This is a genomic window from Streptomyces sp. NBC_00353, from assembly GCF_036108815.1.
Taxonomy (GTDB): Bacteria; Actinomycetota; Actinomycetes; order Streptomycetales; family Streptomycetaceae; genus Streptomyces.
This window is the reverse complement of record NZ_CP107985.1, coordinates 5,819,607-5,834,258: the sequence shown is the minus strand read 5'-3', so window position 1 is coordinate 5,834,258 and position 14,652 is coordinate 5,819,607. Positions and strand designations below refer to the sequence as shown.

At 65.6% G+C, this 14,652-nt stretch carries 12 protein-coding genes and 2 rRNA genes; 3 read left to right on the top strand and 11 right to left on the bottom strand.

Features of this window, described 5'->3' with window-relative positions; genetic code table 11:
• Nucleotides 1-87: 87 nt before the first annotated feature.
• Entirely contained in the window at nt 88-363 is a 276-nt protein-coding gene (locus OHA88_RS26440) for a glutaredoxin family protein (RefSeq protein WP_328627318.1), read from the bottom strand.
• Between the two features lie 158 nt (nt 364-521).
• Between OHA88_RS26440 and OHA88_RS26435 the strand changes: the two genes are divergently transcribed.
• The 3 genes from OHA88_RS26435 (at nt 522) to OHA88_RS26425 (ending at nt 4,008) form a co-directional block, all read left to right on the top strand.
• On the top strand, nt 522-1,478 hold the full coding sequence (locus OHA88_RS26435) for an HAD family hydrolase (RefSeq protein ID WP_328627317.1): 957 nt from the start codon (nt 522-524) through the stop codon (nt 1,476-1,478).
• Between the two features lie 354 nt (nt 1,479-1,832).
• Nucleotides 1,833-2,609: an ECF subfamily RNA polymerase sigma factor, BldN family gene (locus OHA88_RS26430; protein ID WP_328627316.1), complete on the top strand. Its 777-nt coding sequence runs from the start codon at nt 1,833-1,835 to the stop codon at nt 2,607-2,609.
• Nucleotides 2,610-2,817: 208 nt separating this feature from the next.
• Nucleotides 2,818-4,008 (top strand): DUF5667 domain-containing protein, encoded by a 1,191-nt coding sequence (locus tag OHA88_RS26425; RefSeq protein ID WP_328627315.1) that lies wholly within the window; start codon nt 2,818-2,820, stop codon nt 4,006-4,008.
• A gap of 74 nt (nt 4,009-4,082) precedes the next feature.
• Here the strand turns inward: OHA88_RS26425 and OHA88_RS26420 are convergent, their stop codons facing one another.
• From OHA88_RS26420 to OHA88_RS26375, 10 genes are all read right to left on the bottom strand, one after another.
• Nucleotides 4,083-5,132 carry a lysophospholipid acyltransferase family protein gene (locus OHA88_RS26420; protein ID WP_328627314.1) on the bottom strand — a complete coding sequence of 350 codons (1,050 nt, stop codon included), beginning with the start codon at nt 5,130-5,132 and terminating at the stop codon, nt 4,083-4,085.
• Between the two features lie 15 nt (nt 5,133-5,147).
• Nucleotides 5,148-6,242, bottom strand: a complete 1,095-nt coding sequence (locus OHA88_RS26415; protein ID WP_328627313.1) for an NAD-dependent epimerase/dehydratase family protein — start codon at nt 6,240-6,242, stop codon at nt 5,148-5,150.
• A gap of 189 nt (nt 6,243-6,431) precedes the next feature.
• Nucleotides 6,432-6,530 carry a 30S ribosomal protein bS22 gene (locus OHA88_RS26410; protein ID WP_003948845.1) on the bottom strand — a complete coding sequence of 33 codons (99 nt, stop codon included), beginning with the start codon at nt 6,528-6,530 and terminating at the stop codon, nt 6,432-6,434.
• 109 nt (nt 6,531-6,639) lie between these two features.
• Nucleotides 6,640-6,852 carry a helix-turn-helix domain-containing protein gene (locus tag OHA88_RS26405; RefSeq protein ID WP_014046653.1) on the bottom strand — a complete coding sequence of 71 codons (213 nt, stop codon included), beginning with the start codon at nt 6,850-6,852 and terminating at the stop codon, nt 6,640-6,642.
• Nucleotides 6,853-6,980: 128 nt separating this feature from the next.
• Entirely contained in the window at nt 6,981-7,796 is an 816-nt protein-coding gene (locus tag OHA88_RS26400) for a phosphatase (protein WP_267004552.1), read from the bottom strand.
• A 142-nt stretch (nt 7,797-7,938) separates the two neighbouring features.
• Nucleotides 7,939-9,111 (bottom strand): acetoin utilization protein AcuC, encoded by a 1,173-nt coding sequence (locus tag OHA88_RS26395; RefSeq protein ID WP_328627312.1) that lies wholly within the window; start codon nt 9,109-9,111, stop codon nt 7,939-7,941.
• On the bottom strand, nt 9,080-10,291 hold the full coding sequence (locus OHA88_RS26390; protein ID WP_328627311.1) for an MFS transporter: 1,212 nt from the start codon (nt 10,289-10,291) through the stop codon (nt 9,080-9,082). Before OHA88_RS26390 ends, OHA88_RS26395 begins: the two co-directional genes overlap by 32 nt.
• A 41-nt stretch (nt 10,292-10,332) precedes the next feature.
• Nucleotides 10,333-10,977, bottom strand: coding sequence for an HAD family hydrolase (locus tag OHA88_RS26385; RefSeq protein WP_328627310.1), 645 nt, complete (start codon nt 10,975-10,977; stop codon nt 10,333-10,335).
• A gap of 72 nt (nt 10,978-11,049) precedes the next feature.
• Nucleotides 11,050-11,166, bottom strand: a 5S ribosomal RNA gene (rrf, locus tag OHA88_RS26380).
• Between the two features lie 79 nt (nt 11,167-11,245).
• Nucleotides 11,246-14,370, bottom strand: a 23S ribosomal RNA gene (locus OHA88_RS26375).
• Nucleotides 14,371-14,652 lie beyond the last annotated feature (282 nt).

Genomic DNA, 14,652 nt, shown 5'->3' with positions numbered 1-14,652 from the left:
GGCCCGAAGGGGGCAAAGCGGTACACACTCCTCACGACTACGCCCCCGAGATCACTCAAAACGCCCACGATGGTAACCGGGTTTCACTCAGGAAAGCAGCGCGCTGCGCAGCCTCGCCGGATCCACCCGCCAGAACGTGTGCTGTTCGTTATCAATGAGGACGACCGGAATCTGCTCCCAGTACTCCCGGTGCAGCCCCTCGTCCTGAGTGATGTCCTTCTCCTCCCAGGACGCACCGGTCTCCTCGCAGACCTCCCGCACCACCAGCCTCGCGTCGTCACAGAGGTGACACCCCGGTTTCCCGACCAGGGTCACCACCCGGTCCGCGGGCTTCTTCTTCGTACGACGCAACAAGGCACTCATGCCTTCATTCTGCGCCGACCGCCCGCCCTTTCCGTAACTCATCCGGCACTGATCCGGTACGCCCCGAATCACCCGTTTAACAATTCGGCCGCCGAGAGTTCACGCCACCGCATCCCGGCAGGTCGGGAAGGGCTCAACAGACTGGCTATGCTCACGACATGGCCGCTCTTGGATGGCTCACACCACGTAGGCGTTCCGCGACAGCACGGAGCGTGCTGGCAGGCGAGGCAGCAGCCGAGGCAGCGCGGAAGTCGTCACTCCACGCCGAACAGCCCGCCGAACGATTCACCGACGAGACCCCCGCCACGACCGCGGAGCCGGAGCCGGCGTTCCCGGTCGTCGGCGACGACCGGGCTGCCGCCTTCTTCGACCTGGACAACACCGTCATGCAGGGCGCGGCGATCTTCCACTTCGGCCGCGGGCTGTACAAACGGAAGTTCTTCCAGCGCCGCGAACTGACCCGGTTCGCCTGGCAGCAGGCCTGGTTCAGGCTGGCCGGCGTGGAGGACCCGGAACACATGCAGGACGCCCGCGACAGCGCCCTGTCCATCGTCAAGGGCCACCGCGTCTCCGAGCTGATGTCCATCGGCGAGGAGATCTACGACGAGTACATGGCCGACCGCATCTGGCCGGGCACCCGCGCCCTCGCCCAGGCCCACCTCGACGCCGGACAGAAGGTCTGGCTGGTCACCGCCGCCCCGGTGGAGACCGCCACGATCATCGCCCGTCGGCTCGGGCTGACCGGCGCGCTCGGCACGGTCGCCGAGTCCGTCGACGGCGTCTACACCGGCCGCCTGGTCGGCGAGCCGCTGCACGGGCCCGCGAAGGCCGAGGCGGTCCGCGCCCTGGCCGCCGCCGAGGGCCTCGACCTCGCCCGCTGCGCGGCGTACAGCGATTCGCACAACGACATCCCGATGCTGTCCCTGGTCGGTCACCCCTACGCGATCAACCCGGACACAAAGCTCCGCAAGCACGCCCGGGCCCTCGACTGGCGGCTGCGCGACTACCGCACGGGCCGCAAGGCGGCCAAGGTCGGCATCCCGGCCGCGGCCGGTGTCGGCGCCCTCGCGGGCGGCACCGCCGCCGCCGTCGCCCTGCACCGCCGCCGCCGCTGACCGCACGCGGACCTTCCCCGCGCAGGGGGCCGAGCCACGCCCGGCTCCCTGCCGCCAATCGGGAGCCCCTACCCGCCGACCGCTCCCGCCAGTCGGATTGCTCGCACCCGACCACAACCCGTTGCGGCCGCAGGCAGATCACGAAGTAATCCGATCAATAACCGGTCACGATGTGCTACTGGATGCGCCTCATAGTCGCTACAGAAGCGACGGAACCGATGATTTGAGCAACTGGGTGTAGCACTGCCTGTACGAAGCGTTATTCTCCTCAGACGCATTCCGGAACCCACCACTCACTACGACGAGTGACGGTTTCGCACTGCACGTGATGGAAGCTCTGCCTCTGGGAGTCCCGTGTACCCACACGTCGGGGTTGACGCCTCGGGCCTGGCTACGCTGCGCGCAACGGTCGTCGACCGCTTGCGCGGCTTCGTCCCCACCGCGTACGCCGTACCCGCTTTTGCCGCCCCTGCACCTGTCGGCCCTTGCTATGCCCTGGCCGAACGCGGTGCAGCGGTCGGAAGACGCAGCAACCGCGGCGCAACGACCACGTCCACCGTTCGTCGGCCGACCGCCGACAGCGACAGCGCGCGCATGATGGATCTCGTCGAGCGCGCACAGGCCGGTGAGGCTGACGCCTTCGGCCGTCTCTACGACCAGTACAGCGACACCGTGTACCGGTACATCTACTACCGCGTGGGCGGCAAGGCGACGGCGGAGGACCTCACCAGCGAGACCTTCCTGCGCGCCCTGCGCCGCATCTCCACGTTCACCTGGCAGGGCCGCGACTTCGGCGCCTGGCTGGTCACGATCGCCCGCAACCTGGTCGCCGACCACTTCAAGTCCAGTCGTTTCCGACTGGAAGTGACCACCGGCGAAATGCTCGACGCCAACGAGGTCGAGCGCAGCCCCGAGGACTCCGTCCTGGAGTCCCTCTCCAACGCCGCACTGCTGCAAGCCGTGCGCCGACTCAACCCCCAGCAGCAGGAGTGCGTGACGCTGCGCTTCCTGCAGGGCCTCTCGGTCGCCGAGACGGCCCGCGTGATGGGAAAGAACGAAGGCGCGATCAAAACCTTGCAGTACCGCGCTGTCCGCACGCTGGCCCGGCTCCTGCCGGACGACGTCCGCTGAACACGCTCTGCGACACGCCCCTCACGCACTGGTCCGATCATCTTTCGTGCGTAACCCATGTGCCGCGCCACTCGTTGTGCCGGTTGCAGGCCCCCTGTCGTCACTCCATGTCCGCCGACACTCACTCTTTCGTGTGGAAGCGCTCAAGGTGTGCAACCTTCCGGACCCCCAGGGGAGTCGACCGTCATGACGAGAGGAGGTGCCGCCAGTGATCGCAAACGTTTCGGCACACCGGCGGGCGAACGCCTTCGCCCAGGCCCTGGAGGAGCAGGAGCTCCAGGGTGCGGCGGCCGTACAGCCCGAGGACCCGGCCGAACCGGCCGACCACGGAACGCTGTTGGCCCTGGCGAACGGCCTCGGTGAGCTACCGAGGCCGAAGTTGGATCCCGAGGTCAAAGTGGTGCAGCGAGCCCAGCTCGTCGCCGCCATGGAGGCCATGTTTGCCGAGGGCGGCGCGTCCACGGGCCCTACGGTGCCCGAACAACGGAGCAGGGGGGCTCACCGAGCCTCCCCGCTCAGGAAGTTGCGCCCCCGCTCCCGCTGGACGAAGGGCATCGCGGCCGGCGGGCTCACCGTCGGCGTGGCCGCGGGAGCCTTCGGCGGAGTGGCCGCTGCCAGTTCCGACGCCCTGCCGGGTGATTCGCTGTACGGGCTGAAGCGCGGCATGGAGGACATCAACCTCGGCATGGCCGACGGCGACGCCGACCGCGGCGAGGTCTACCTCGACCAGGCGTCGACCCGGCTGAGCGAAGCCCGCAGGCTGATGGAGCGCGGCCGCGCGGGCGATCTGGACCACGAATCACTCGGCGAGATCAGACGCACCCTCAACGGCATGACGCACGACGCCACCGAGGGCCACCGCCTGCTCCACGCCGCGTACCAGCGCGACGGAGCACTCGGACCCATCCAGACCCTGGATTCCTTCTCCCGCTCCCATCGCGGCAGTTGGAGCACCATGCGCGACCGTCTGCCGGTCCAGCTGACGGATGTCGGGGACGAGGTGAGCTCGGTCTTCGAGGCCATAGACGAAGAGGTCGCGCCGCTGCAGTCCCTGCTTCCCAGCAGCCCGGACGGGAGCACCGACTCCCAGGAGTCCGGCTCCTCGCAGCAGACCGACGGGTCGCCCGGCACGGACGACCCGGCCCCCTCCTCCCCCGAGGTCTCACAGGGCCAGACGGGCAGCAGCGGTACCCCGGACCCGTCCGGCTCCGCCTCCACCCCGGAGGACAACCTGATCGCAGGCGGCACGGACGGCTTCCTGGACACACCGTCCCCGGGCACCACCCCGCCCACAACAGGCAGGGACAGCACCCCACCCACCCCGGACGTGACACTGCCGCCCCTGCTCCCCGGCCTGCTCCCGGGCCTGGGATTCAACAGCGAGGACGAAGACCAGTGATTGACCGGCGGACGGATTCCCCCAAGCCCGTCCGCCGGTCGCTCACCCCTTCCGGCGGTTGAGGACACCCGCCGTCAGAAGAACACCGACCTCCGCTGCACCAACAGCTTGTACAGCGTGTGCTGAATCTGCTCCCGCACCTGATCCGTCAGGTTGAACATCAGCATCGGATCCTCCGCCGCCTCCACCGGATACCCCTCCGTGGGAATCGGCTCCCCGAACTGAATCGTCCACTTCGTCGGCAACGGCACCGCCCCCAACGGCCCCAGCCAAGGAAACGTGGGCGTGATCGGGAAGTACGGAACCCCCAGCACCCGCGCCAGCGTTTTCGCGTTGCCGATCATTGGATAGATCTCCTCCGCACCCACGATCGAGCACGGCACAATCGGCACCCCGGCCCGCAGCGCCGTCGACACGAAGCCGCCCCGCCCGAACCGCTGCAGCTTGTACCGCTCGCCGAACGGCTTCCCGATGCCCTTGAAGCCCTCCGGCATCACACCGACGACCTCGCCCTGCCTGAGCAGCCGCTCCGCGTCCTCCGCGCAGGCCAGTGTGTGCCCGGCCTTCCTGGCCAGCTCGTTCACCACCGGCAGCACGAAGACCAGATCCGCAGCGAGCAGCCGCAGATGCCGGCCCGCCGGATGGTTGTCGTGCACGGCAACCTGGAGCATCAGCCCGTCCAGCGGCAACGTCCCCGAGTGGTTGGCCACGATCAACGCCCCGCCGTCCGACGGGATGTTCTCGATGCCCCGCACCTCGACCCGGAAGTACTTCTCGTACATCGGCCGCAGCATCGACATCAGAACCTGATCGGTGAGTTCCTTGTCGTACCCGAACTCGTCGACCTCGTACTCACCCGTGACCCGCCGACGAAGAAACGCGAGCCCACCCGCGATCCGCCGGTCCCAGCTGCCGCGCCGCACCTCGTCCTGCACACCCTCCACGGGCTCCCCGCCCCTCTGGACCGCCTCATGGACCGGCGCGGCGTCCAACTGCCCGGGCAGGGCGCTCAGGGCCGCAGTGCCCACCGCGGGACCCGCCCCGGACCGCCGCCGCGCCGACCGCGGCGCGCCACCCGACCGCGAACGGTCGTCGTCGAACGGAATGACCTTGGCATCCGCCATCGTCGGTGCGCTCCTCTATCTCGCGCTGTGGGTCGGTTGTGTGTCGTCGGCCCCGGTGATCCCCGGAACCTCGCCGGTCCCACCGGCGAACGGCATCGCCGCCAGCCGGTCGACGGCCCTGCCGACCATCTCGGGCGGCAGCAGTCCCGGCGCCTGGTTCCGCGCGAAGTCCGCGAACGTCTCCGCGGTGGTGAATCCCGGGTGGAAGCCCAGCGTCTCGCGCATCTGCACGGTGGAGACCACCCTGCCGTGCGTCAGCAGCCGGATCTGCTCCGGTGAGAAGTCCGTCATGCCGACGGTGCGGAGGGCTTGGCCCACCCAGGTGACGGCGGGCAGGGGCACCGGCATCGTCGGCCGCCCGAGCCGCCGCGAACACTGCGACAGCAGCAGCACCCCGTCGCCCGCGATATTGAACGTGCCACTGTTCAGCGTCCCGCGCCGCGGTTCGTGCGAGGCGATCCTCAGTACGTCGATGACGTCGTCCTCGTGGACGAACTGGAGCCGGGGGTCGTACCCGAACACGGTCGGCAGGACGGGCAGCGACAGATAGTCGGCGAGCGGCGAGTCCGCGTCCGGCCCCAGGATGTTCGCGAACCTCAGCACGCACACGGCGACGTCCGGTCTGCGGCGCGCGAAGCCCCGTACGTACCCCTCTACCTCCACCGCGTCCTTCGCGAAGCCCCCGCTCGGCAGGGACTTGGGCGGGGTGGTCTCGGTGAAGACCGCCGGATCGCGCGGGGCGGAGCCGTACACACCCGTACTGGACTTGATCACCAGCCGCCGCACCGTCGGCGACTTCTGGCAGGCACCGAGCAGCTGCATGGTGCCGATGACATTGGTCTCCTTGACCGTGGTGCGGCCACCGGCCCCGAGCGCCTTGCCGCTGACGTCCAGATGCACGACCGTGTCGACGGTGTGCTCGGCGAGGACTCTGGCGATCGCGGGCTGGCGGATGTCCGCGCGGACGAAGTCGGCATCACCCAATTGGTGCCCCGGCGCGATCGCGTCGACGGCGATCACCCGGTCCACCTCCGGGTCACGCTGGATGCGCCGCACGAATCGGCCGCCCAGCTGCCGGGCCGCTCCCGTGACGAGCACGACCTTCCCCAAGATCAGCGCCTTCCGTCGAAGAGGTTTCCCCTGGCCGTCACCGTAGCGGGTGGATGTTGCCCTGTGATGACTGCACGGCGGCGTTCTGCCGAGTCTTTGGCCCAAATATGTGCAAGGCCGCCCGCACAACGCACCGCAGCCCTCCCGCCATGTCGGCGGGAGGGCTGCGGATTCACGAACTGCGTTCGCTTACTTCTTGTTGCGACGCTGAACGCGCGTGCGCTTGAGCAGCTTGCGGTGCTTCTTCTTGGCCATCCGCTTGCGCCGCTTCTTGATAACAGAGCCCACGACTACCCTCGCTCACTTCTCTTCACTGGTGCGGGGCGTCTGGGCCCACACGACCTACGTCGGCCTAGCCTACCCGCCACGGGGTGAGGGACGTAATCCGAGGCCAACCTCAGGCCGACTCCACCCCCACAAAGGACTCGCGGAGATACTCGTGAACCGCTTGCTCCGGGACCCGGAAGGACCTGCCCACCCGGATCGCCGGCAGATGACCACTGTGCACCAAGCGGTACACGGTCATCTTCGACACCCGCATGACCGAGGCGACTTCCGCCACGGTCAGAAACTTGACCTCGTTGAGAGGCCTCTCGCTGCCAGCAGCCATGACCCACCTGTACCTTCCGCACGAGACGCGCACCGGCTTCCCCTCCGGTGACTCTTCGTCGTTGTGCGCTCACTCCCCAGATTAGGGGCGGGTGATGCGAGTGGGGAAGAGGAGGGACCATCGGCCGCCTACTGTGACAGACACGCCCGATTGAGTACATAGCGAGTGAGCGGCCGGTAGTAGGCGGACTGAACGGCGTCATCAAGCGGAACGGCGACCGACACCTGCCCCTCGGCCTCGCCGACGAACAGCGCGGGATCGTCCGTATCCGCCAGGCCGATCGCCTCAATACCCAGCTGACCTGCCCCGCAGACCCATCCGTGGTCCCCGACGACCAGTTCGGGCAGCCGCCCGTGGGCAGCCACCGCAGCCTCCAGCGCCACCCGAACCGGCAGCGGCGAGTGGGTATGTGCGCCCGGCTCACTACCACGGTCCCGCACGCCGGGTTCGCGCACCAGAGCGACTCCCCGTACGTAATCAAGGTTGTAGGTGCGTACGCCGAACCGGGTCGTTATGTCGATACATCGCCCCTGCGCCGGGGTGAGTACGACGCAGCCGGCCGCCGACAAAGCGTCTGCCAACGCGGCGTAGAAGCCGAGCAGCCGGTGCGGATGGCCGGTCCCGAACAGCACCGGTGCCCGCCGGGCGGCCACATTCGACAACCGCTCGGCAAACGCGTCCAGACCAGCCAAGGTGCGCTCCGGATCGATCACATCGGGACCCGAAACATGAGCAGGATCGTCCGAGACTCCGCACTTGTCGGCCATCAACCGAAGCAGATCGCACTCCTCCCACCCCCATTCGGGGTTGAGCCCGAGCAGCACCCGCGGGTCCCTCGCCGCGAACAGCCGATAGCTCCGCAAGCTCACCTCCCGCGAGGTGGCCACGGGCCCGGCCAGCCGGGCCGCCAGCAGATGCGCACGCAGCGCTCCGGTGCTCAACACCCTGCCGATGCTCCCCCAACCACCCGGACGGGGGGACAGAAGCCCGACTACGCCCCACAGTTGGCGTAACCATTCCTCAGTTGGCGCAACCATTCCTCACGTCAGCACGGAATCGGCCGCACCGGGACCGTCCCCGCCCGTTTCAGGCCAGCAGCCCGCGCAACGGGAACGCCGCCCGCCTGGTCGCGAGCACCGCCTGGTCGAGCCGGTCCGCCGGGTCGTACCCGCCCTCCCACGGCTGCCACGAAGGCGTACGCCCATCCGTCATCCGGCCCGGCCCCAACTGCCGTGTCCGGGCATAGACCTCGTCCCGCCACGAAGCAGGAATCACCGACTCCGGGTCCACCGGCGCATGCGCGGCGATCCCCACCAGATGCGTCCAGGACCGCGGCACCACGTCGACGACCGCATACCCCCCGCCGCCGAGCGCCACCCATCGCCCGTCCGCCACGTACTCATGGGCGAACTCGTGACACGACTCCATGACCGACCGCTGCGCGTCCAGCGACACCGCCAGATGCGCGAGCGGGTCCTCGAAGTGCGTATCGGCGCCGTGCTGGGTCACCAGCACCTGCGGCCGGAAGTCCGCCAGCAGCTCCGGCACCACCGCATGGAACGCCCTCAGCCACCCCGCGTCCCCTGTACCGGCAGGCAGCGCCACATTCACCGCGGCCCCCTCCCCCGCACCGGCACCGGTCTCCTCCGGCCAGCCGGTCTGCGGAAAGAGCGTCCGCGGATGCTCGTGCAGCGACACCGTCAGAACCCGCGGGTCCTCCCAGAACGCCGCCTGCACCCCGTCACCGTGGTGCACATCCACATCGATGTACGCGACCCGCTCCGCACCCAGCTCCAGCAGCCGGGCAATCGCCAGCGCCGGGTCGTTGTAGATACAGAACCCCGACGCACTACCCGGCATCGCATGGTGCAGCCCGCCCGCGAAGTTCACCGCATGCGCCGTGGACCCGCGCCACACCGCCTCGGCCGCCGCCACCGACTGCCCGGCGATCAGCGCCGACACCTCGTGCATCCCCGCGAACGCCGGATCGTCCATCGTCCCGAGCCCGTAGTTCTGATCGGCCGCCCTGGGGTCCGCCGAGGCCGCGCGCACGGCCGCCACATAGTCCTCGCGGTGCACGAGCCGAAGCGTGGAATCCCCGGCCGGCTTGGCAGCCACCACATCCACCGCACCGTCGAGCCCGTACGCCCGCACCAGACCCATCGTCAGGGCCAGCCTGACGGGGTCCATCGGATGACTGTTCCCGAAGTCGTATCCCGTTACTGCGTCATCCCACATCAACTGTGCGCGGCCGCTCATGCCCGCCACCGTATCGGGCAGGCTCCGGACCGAACGACTTGGCGTACACGAGCGTCGCAAGCACCAGCACCATCGGGACGAGCATCGCGCCCCGGTAACTCCACGCGTCCCCCAGCGCCCCGACCAACGGCGACCCCACCAGGAACCCCACATAGTTGAAGACGTTCAGCCGCGCGATCGCCGTATCGCTCGCACCGGGGAACATCCGCCCCGCCGCCGCGAACGTCTGAGGCACGATCACACAGAGCCCCAGCCCCAGCATGGTGAACCCCAGCATCCCGATCCACGCACCGGAAGCAACCGCCACCACCCCGAACCCGGCCGCGGCCAGCACACTCCCGAACCGCACGACAGCCACGGCGCCGAACCGCCGCACCCCGAAGTCCCCCACGGCCCGCCCCAGCAGCGTCGTCACCATGTAGACGTTGTACGGAACGGTCGACAGCTGCTCCGAGCTCCCCAGCACGTCCTGCAGATACTTCGCGCTCCAGTTGGAGACCGTCGAGTCCCCGATGTACGCGAAGCTCATCACCAGACAGAGCGGCATCAGCAGCTTGAACGAGACCGAGACCCCCGAGGAGACCTCTCCCGGCGGCCCGTCGCCCTCCGCCTTCCCCTCGGCACCCTCGACGTACCACCGGCTCGCGATGAACGCGGCCGGCAGCAGCACGACGACCGCCGGAAGATACGAGACCAGCAGCGTCAGATCCCAGTGCGCCCCGGCCCACGCCATCGACGCCCCGGCGATCCCACCTAGGCTGTACGCGGCATGGAACCCGAGCATGATGCTGCGCCCGTACGCCCGCTGGAGGCTGACCCCCATCATGTTCATGGAAGCATCGAGCGCCCCGACGGACAGCCCGAACACACCGAGCGCCACGGCCGCTTGCCACAGCTCGCTGCCGGCCCCGACACCGAGCAGCGCCAGCAGTACGACGGGCTGCGCCCACCTGAGCACGCCCCGGGGCCGTACCCGCGCGACCACCTTCTCGGTGACCACGCTGCCCACGCCGGCCAGGATGGGCACGGCGGCAAGGAACACGGGCAGCAGACCGTCGGATATCCCGTACCGGTCCTGAATGGCAGGAATACGCGTCACGAGCAGGGCAAAGGTGACTCCCTGCACGAAGAAACTCAACGCCAAGGAGGCCCTACCGTGCCGCAACCGCGCATCCTTCATGGCCGCAGCGTAGGGCCCTGGCCTACCCGTGGGTAGATGGATCAGGCGAGCAATTCCCGCAGTTGAGCCATGTCGGAGAAGCAGCCGGTCACCCCGGCGAGCCGGTCGGCGGGCATCATCGACGTGAACCCGTACACATCCATCCCCGCGGCCCGGGCCGCCTCCACACCGAGCGGGCTGTCCTCGATGACGACACACCTCTCGGGCGGAACGCCCATCCGCTCAGCGGCATGGAGGAACAGGTCGGGCGCCGGCTTGCCCTGACCCACGTCCTCCGCGCTGAAGATCCACTCCTCCTCGAACCACTGGTCGAGCCCGGTCTTTCGGTGCCCGACCCGGATCCGATCGTGGTTCCCGGACGAGGCGACGCAGTACGGAACCCCGTCGGCGACGAGCTTTCCCAGCACGTCGGCGACCCCTTCGACCGGCTCCAGCTCTTGCTGGAACGCGGCGAAGATCCGGGAGTGGAGCGTCTCGTCGAAGTCCGCGGGCAGCTTCTCCCCGGTCCTCTCCTCGACGAGGTCGTGGATCCGGTGCACGGCAGACCCCATGTAGTCACGGAGCGATTCCTCGTACGAGGTGGGGTGACCGAGCTCGGTCAGGTAGCCGGAGAGGATGGTGTTGGAGATCGGCTCACTGTCGACGAGCACACCATCGTTGTCGAAGATGACCAGTTCGTAGCGCATGGTTCGAGCCTAGACGCTCAGAACGCAGAAAAGCCCCGTGCCACAAGGGCACGGGGCTTTCCCGGAATAATTGTTCGGCGGCGTCCTACTCTCCCACAGGGTCCCCCCTGCAGTACCATCGGCGCTGAAAGGCTTAGCTTCCGGGTTCGGAATGTAACCGGGCGTTTCCCTAACGCAATGACCACCGAAACACTATGAAATTAACCAACACCGGGCAACAACACGGCCGTTCGTTATTTCAGAACTAACACAGTGGACGCGAGCAACTGAGGACAAGCCCTCGGCCTATTAGTACCAGTCAGCTCCACCCGTTGCCGGGCTTCCACATCTGGCCTATCAACCCAGTCGTCTACTGGGAGCCTTAACCCCTCAAAGGGGGTGGGAATACTCATCTCGAAGCAGGCTTCCCGCTTAGATGCTTTCAGCGGTTATCCTTTCCGAACGTAGCCAACCAGCCATGCCCTTGGCAGGACAACTGGCACACCAGAGGTTCGTCCGTCCCGGTCCTCTCGTACTAGGGACAGCCCTTCTCAATATTCCTACGCGCGCAGCGGATAGGGACCGAACTGTCTCACGACGTTCTAAACCCAGCTCGCGTACCGCTTTAATGGGCGAACAGCCCAACCCTTGGGACCGACTCCAGCCCCAGGATGCGACGAGCCGACATCGAGGTGCCAAACCATCCCGTCGATATGGACTCTTGGGGAAGATCAGCCTGTTATCCCCGGGGTACCTTTTATCCGTTGAGCGACAGCGCTTCCACAAGCCACTGCCGGATCACTAGTCCCGACTTTCGTCCCTGCTCGACCCGTCGGTCTCACAGTCAAGCTCCCTTGTGCACTTACACTCAACACCTGATTGCCAACCAGGCTGAGGGAACCTTTGGGCGCCTCCGTTACTCTTTAGGAGGCAACCGCCCCAGTTAAACTACCCATCAGACACTGTCCCTGATCCGGATCACGGACCCAGGTTAGACATCCAGCACGACCAGAGTGGTATTTCAACGGCGACTCCACAACCACTGGCGTGGCTGCTTCAAAGTCTCCCACCTATCCTACACAAGCCGAACCGAACACCAATATCAAACTGTAGTAAAGGTCCCGGGGTCTTTCCGTCCTGCTGCGCGAAACGAGCATCTTTACTCGTAGTGCAATTTCACCGGGCCTATGGTTGAGACAGTCGAGAAGTCGTTACGCCATTCGTGCAGGTCGGAACTTACCCGACAAGGAATTTCGCTACCTTAGGATGGTTATAGTTACCACCGCCGTTTACTGGCGCTTAAGTTCTCAGCTTCGCCGACCCGAAAGTCAGCTAACCGGTCCCCTTAACGTTCCAGCACCGGGCAGGCGTCAGTCCGTATACATCGCCTTACGGCTTCGCACGGACCTGTGTTTTTAGTAAACAGTCGCTTCTCGCTGGTCTCTGCGGCCACCCCCAGCTCATGGAGTAAATCCAATCACCAGTGATGGCCCCCTTCTCCCGAAGTTACGGGGGCATTTTGCCGAGTTCCTTAACCATAGTTCACCCGAACGCCTCGGTATTCTCTACCTGACCACCTGAGTCGGTTTAGGGTACGGGCCGCCATGAAACTCGCTAGAGGCTTTTCTCGACAGCATAGGATCATCCACTTCACCACAATCGGCTCGGCATCAGGTCTCAGGCTTAATGTGTGACGGATTTGCCTATCACACGCCCTACACCCTTACCCCGGGACTACCACCGCCCGGGCTGGACTACCTTCCTGCGTCACCCCATCGCTTACCTACTACAAGTCTGGTTCGTCGGCTCCACCACTACCCTCAACTCCGAAGAGATCGGGCCGGCTTCACGGACTTAGCATCGCCTGATTCAGTACTGGGCGTTTCAAAGCGGGTACCGGAATATCAACCGGTTGTCCATCGACTACGCCTGTCGGCCTCGCCTTAGGTCCCGACTTACCCTGGGCAGATCAGCTTGACCCAGGAACCCTTAGTCAATCGGCGCACACGTTTCTCACGTGTGTATCGCTACTCATGCCTGCATTCTCACTCGTGAACCGTCCACAACTCGCTTCCGCGGCTGCTTCACCCGGCACACGACGCTCCCCTACCCATCCCAGCAGGCGTTGGCCCTTAATGCTGGAATGACACGACTTCGGCGGTACGCTTGAGCCCCGCTACATTGTCGGCGCGGAATCACTTGACCAGTGAGCTATTACGCACTCTTTCAAGGGTGGCTGCTTCTAAGCCAACCTCCTGGTTGTCTCTGCGACTCCACATCCTTTCCCACTTAGCGTACGCTTAGGGGCCTTAGTCGATGCTCTGGGCTGTTTCCCTCTCGACCATGGAGCTTATCCCCCACAGTCTCACTGCCGTGCTCTCACTTACCGGCATTCGGAGTTTGGCTAAGGTCAGTAACCCGGTAGGGCCCATCGCCTATCCAGTGCTCTACCTCCGGCAAGAAACACACGACGCTGCACCTAAATGCATTTCGGGGAGAACCAGCTATCACGGAGTTTGATTGGCCTTTCACCCCTAACCACAGGTCATCCCCCAGGTTTTCAACCCTGGTGGGTTCGGTCCTCCACGAAGTCTTACCTCCGCTTCAACCTGCCCATGGCTAGATCACTCCGCTTCGGGTCTTGAGCGTGCTACTAAAACGCCCTATTCGGACTCGCTTTCGCTACGGCTTCCCCACACGGGTTAACCTCGCAACACACCGCAAACTCGCAGGCTCATTCTTCAAAAGGCACGCAGTCACGACTGTTGCTCCGAAGAACAACAGCGACGCTCCCACGGCTTGTAGGCACACGGTTTCAGGTACTATTTCACTCCGCTCCCGCGGTACTTTTCACCATTCCCTCACGGTACTATCCGCTATCGGTCACCAGGGAATATTTAGGCTTAGCGGGTGGTCCCGCCAGATTCACACGGGATTTCTCGGGCCCCGTGCTACTTGGGTGTCTCTTAAACGAGCCGTTGATGTTTCAGCTACGGGGGTCTTACCCTCTACGCCGGACCTTTCGCATGTCCTTCGCCTACATCAACGGTTTCTGACTCGCCTCACAGCCGGCAGACTGTGAAAAAGAGATCCCACAACCCCGCATGCGCAACCCCTGCCGGGTATCACACGCATACGGTTTGGCCTCATCCAGTTTCGCTCGCCACTACTCCCGGAATCACGGTTGTTTTCTCTTCCTGAGGGTACTGAGATGTTTCACTTCCCCTCGTTCCCTCCACACTGCCTATGTGTTCAGCAGCGGGTGACAGCCCATGACGACTGCCGGGTTTCCCCATTCGGACACCCCCGGATCAAAGCTCGGTTGACAGCTCCCCGGGGCCTATCGTGGCCTCCCACGTCCTTCATCGGTTCCTGGTGCCAAGGCATCCACCGTGCGCCCTTAAAAACTTGGCCACAGATGCTCGCGTCCACTGTGCAGTTCTCAAACAACGACCAGCCACCCATCACCCCACCCCTAAGGGCGAGTTCACTGGGGCCGGCAACTGAAGGCAACCTTGCGGCCATACCCTCAGATACCCAACAACGTGCCCGACACGACCGACCATCCTCCACGTTCCACGCCGAAGCAGTACTAGTGAAAAACAACCTGTCGTGCCGAATAGTCAACGTTCCACCCATGAGCAACCACCGTCGAACATTTGCCGACGTAGTGGCCTCTGACCAAGCAAGCTTGGT

Excerpts from the sequence above, each read along its gene's own strand:
- OHA88_RS26385 (WP_328627310.1), bottom strand. The coding sequence starts at position 10,977 with ATGCGCTACGAACTGGTCATCTTCGACAACGATGGTGTGCTCGTCGAC.
- OHA88_RS26435 (WP_328627317.1), top strand. The coding sequence starts at position 522 with ATGGCCGCTCTTGGATGGCTCACACCACGTAGGCGTTCCGCGACAGCA.
- OHA88_RS26440 (WP_328627318.1), bottom strand. The coding sequence starts at position 363 with ATGAGTGCCTTGTTGCGTCGTACGAAGAAGAAGCCCGCGGACCGGGTG.
- OHA88_RS26390 (WP_328627311.1), bottom strand. The coding sequence starts at position 10,291 with ATGAAGGATGCGCGGTTGCGGCACGGTAGGGCCTCCTTGGCGTTGAGT.
- OHA88_RS26420 (WP_328627314.1), bottom strand. The coding sequence starts at position 5,132 with ATGGCGGATGCCAAGGTCATTCCGTTCGACGACGACCGTTCGCGGTCG.
- OHA88_RS26395 (WP_328627312.1), bottom strand. The coding sequence starts at position 9,111 with ATGAGCGGCCGCGCACAGTTGATGTGGGATGACGCAGTAACGGGATAC.
- OHA88_RS26405 (WP_014046653.1), bottom strand. The coding sequence starts at position 6,852 with ATGGCTGCTGGCAGCGAGAGGCCTCTCAACGAGGTCAAGTTTCTGACC.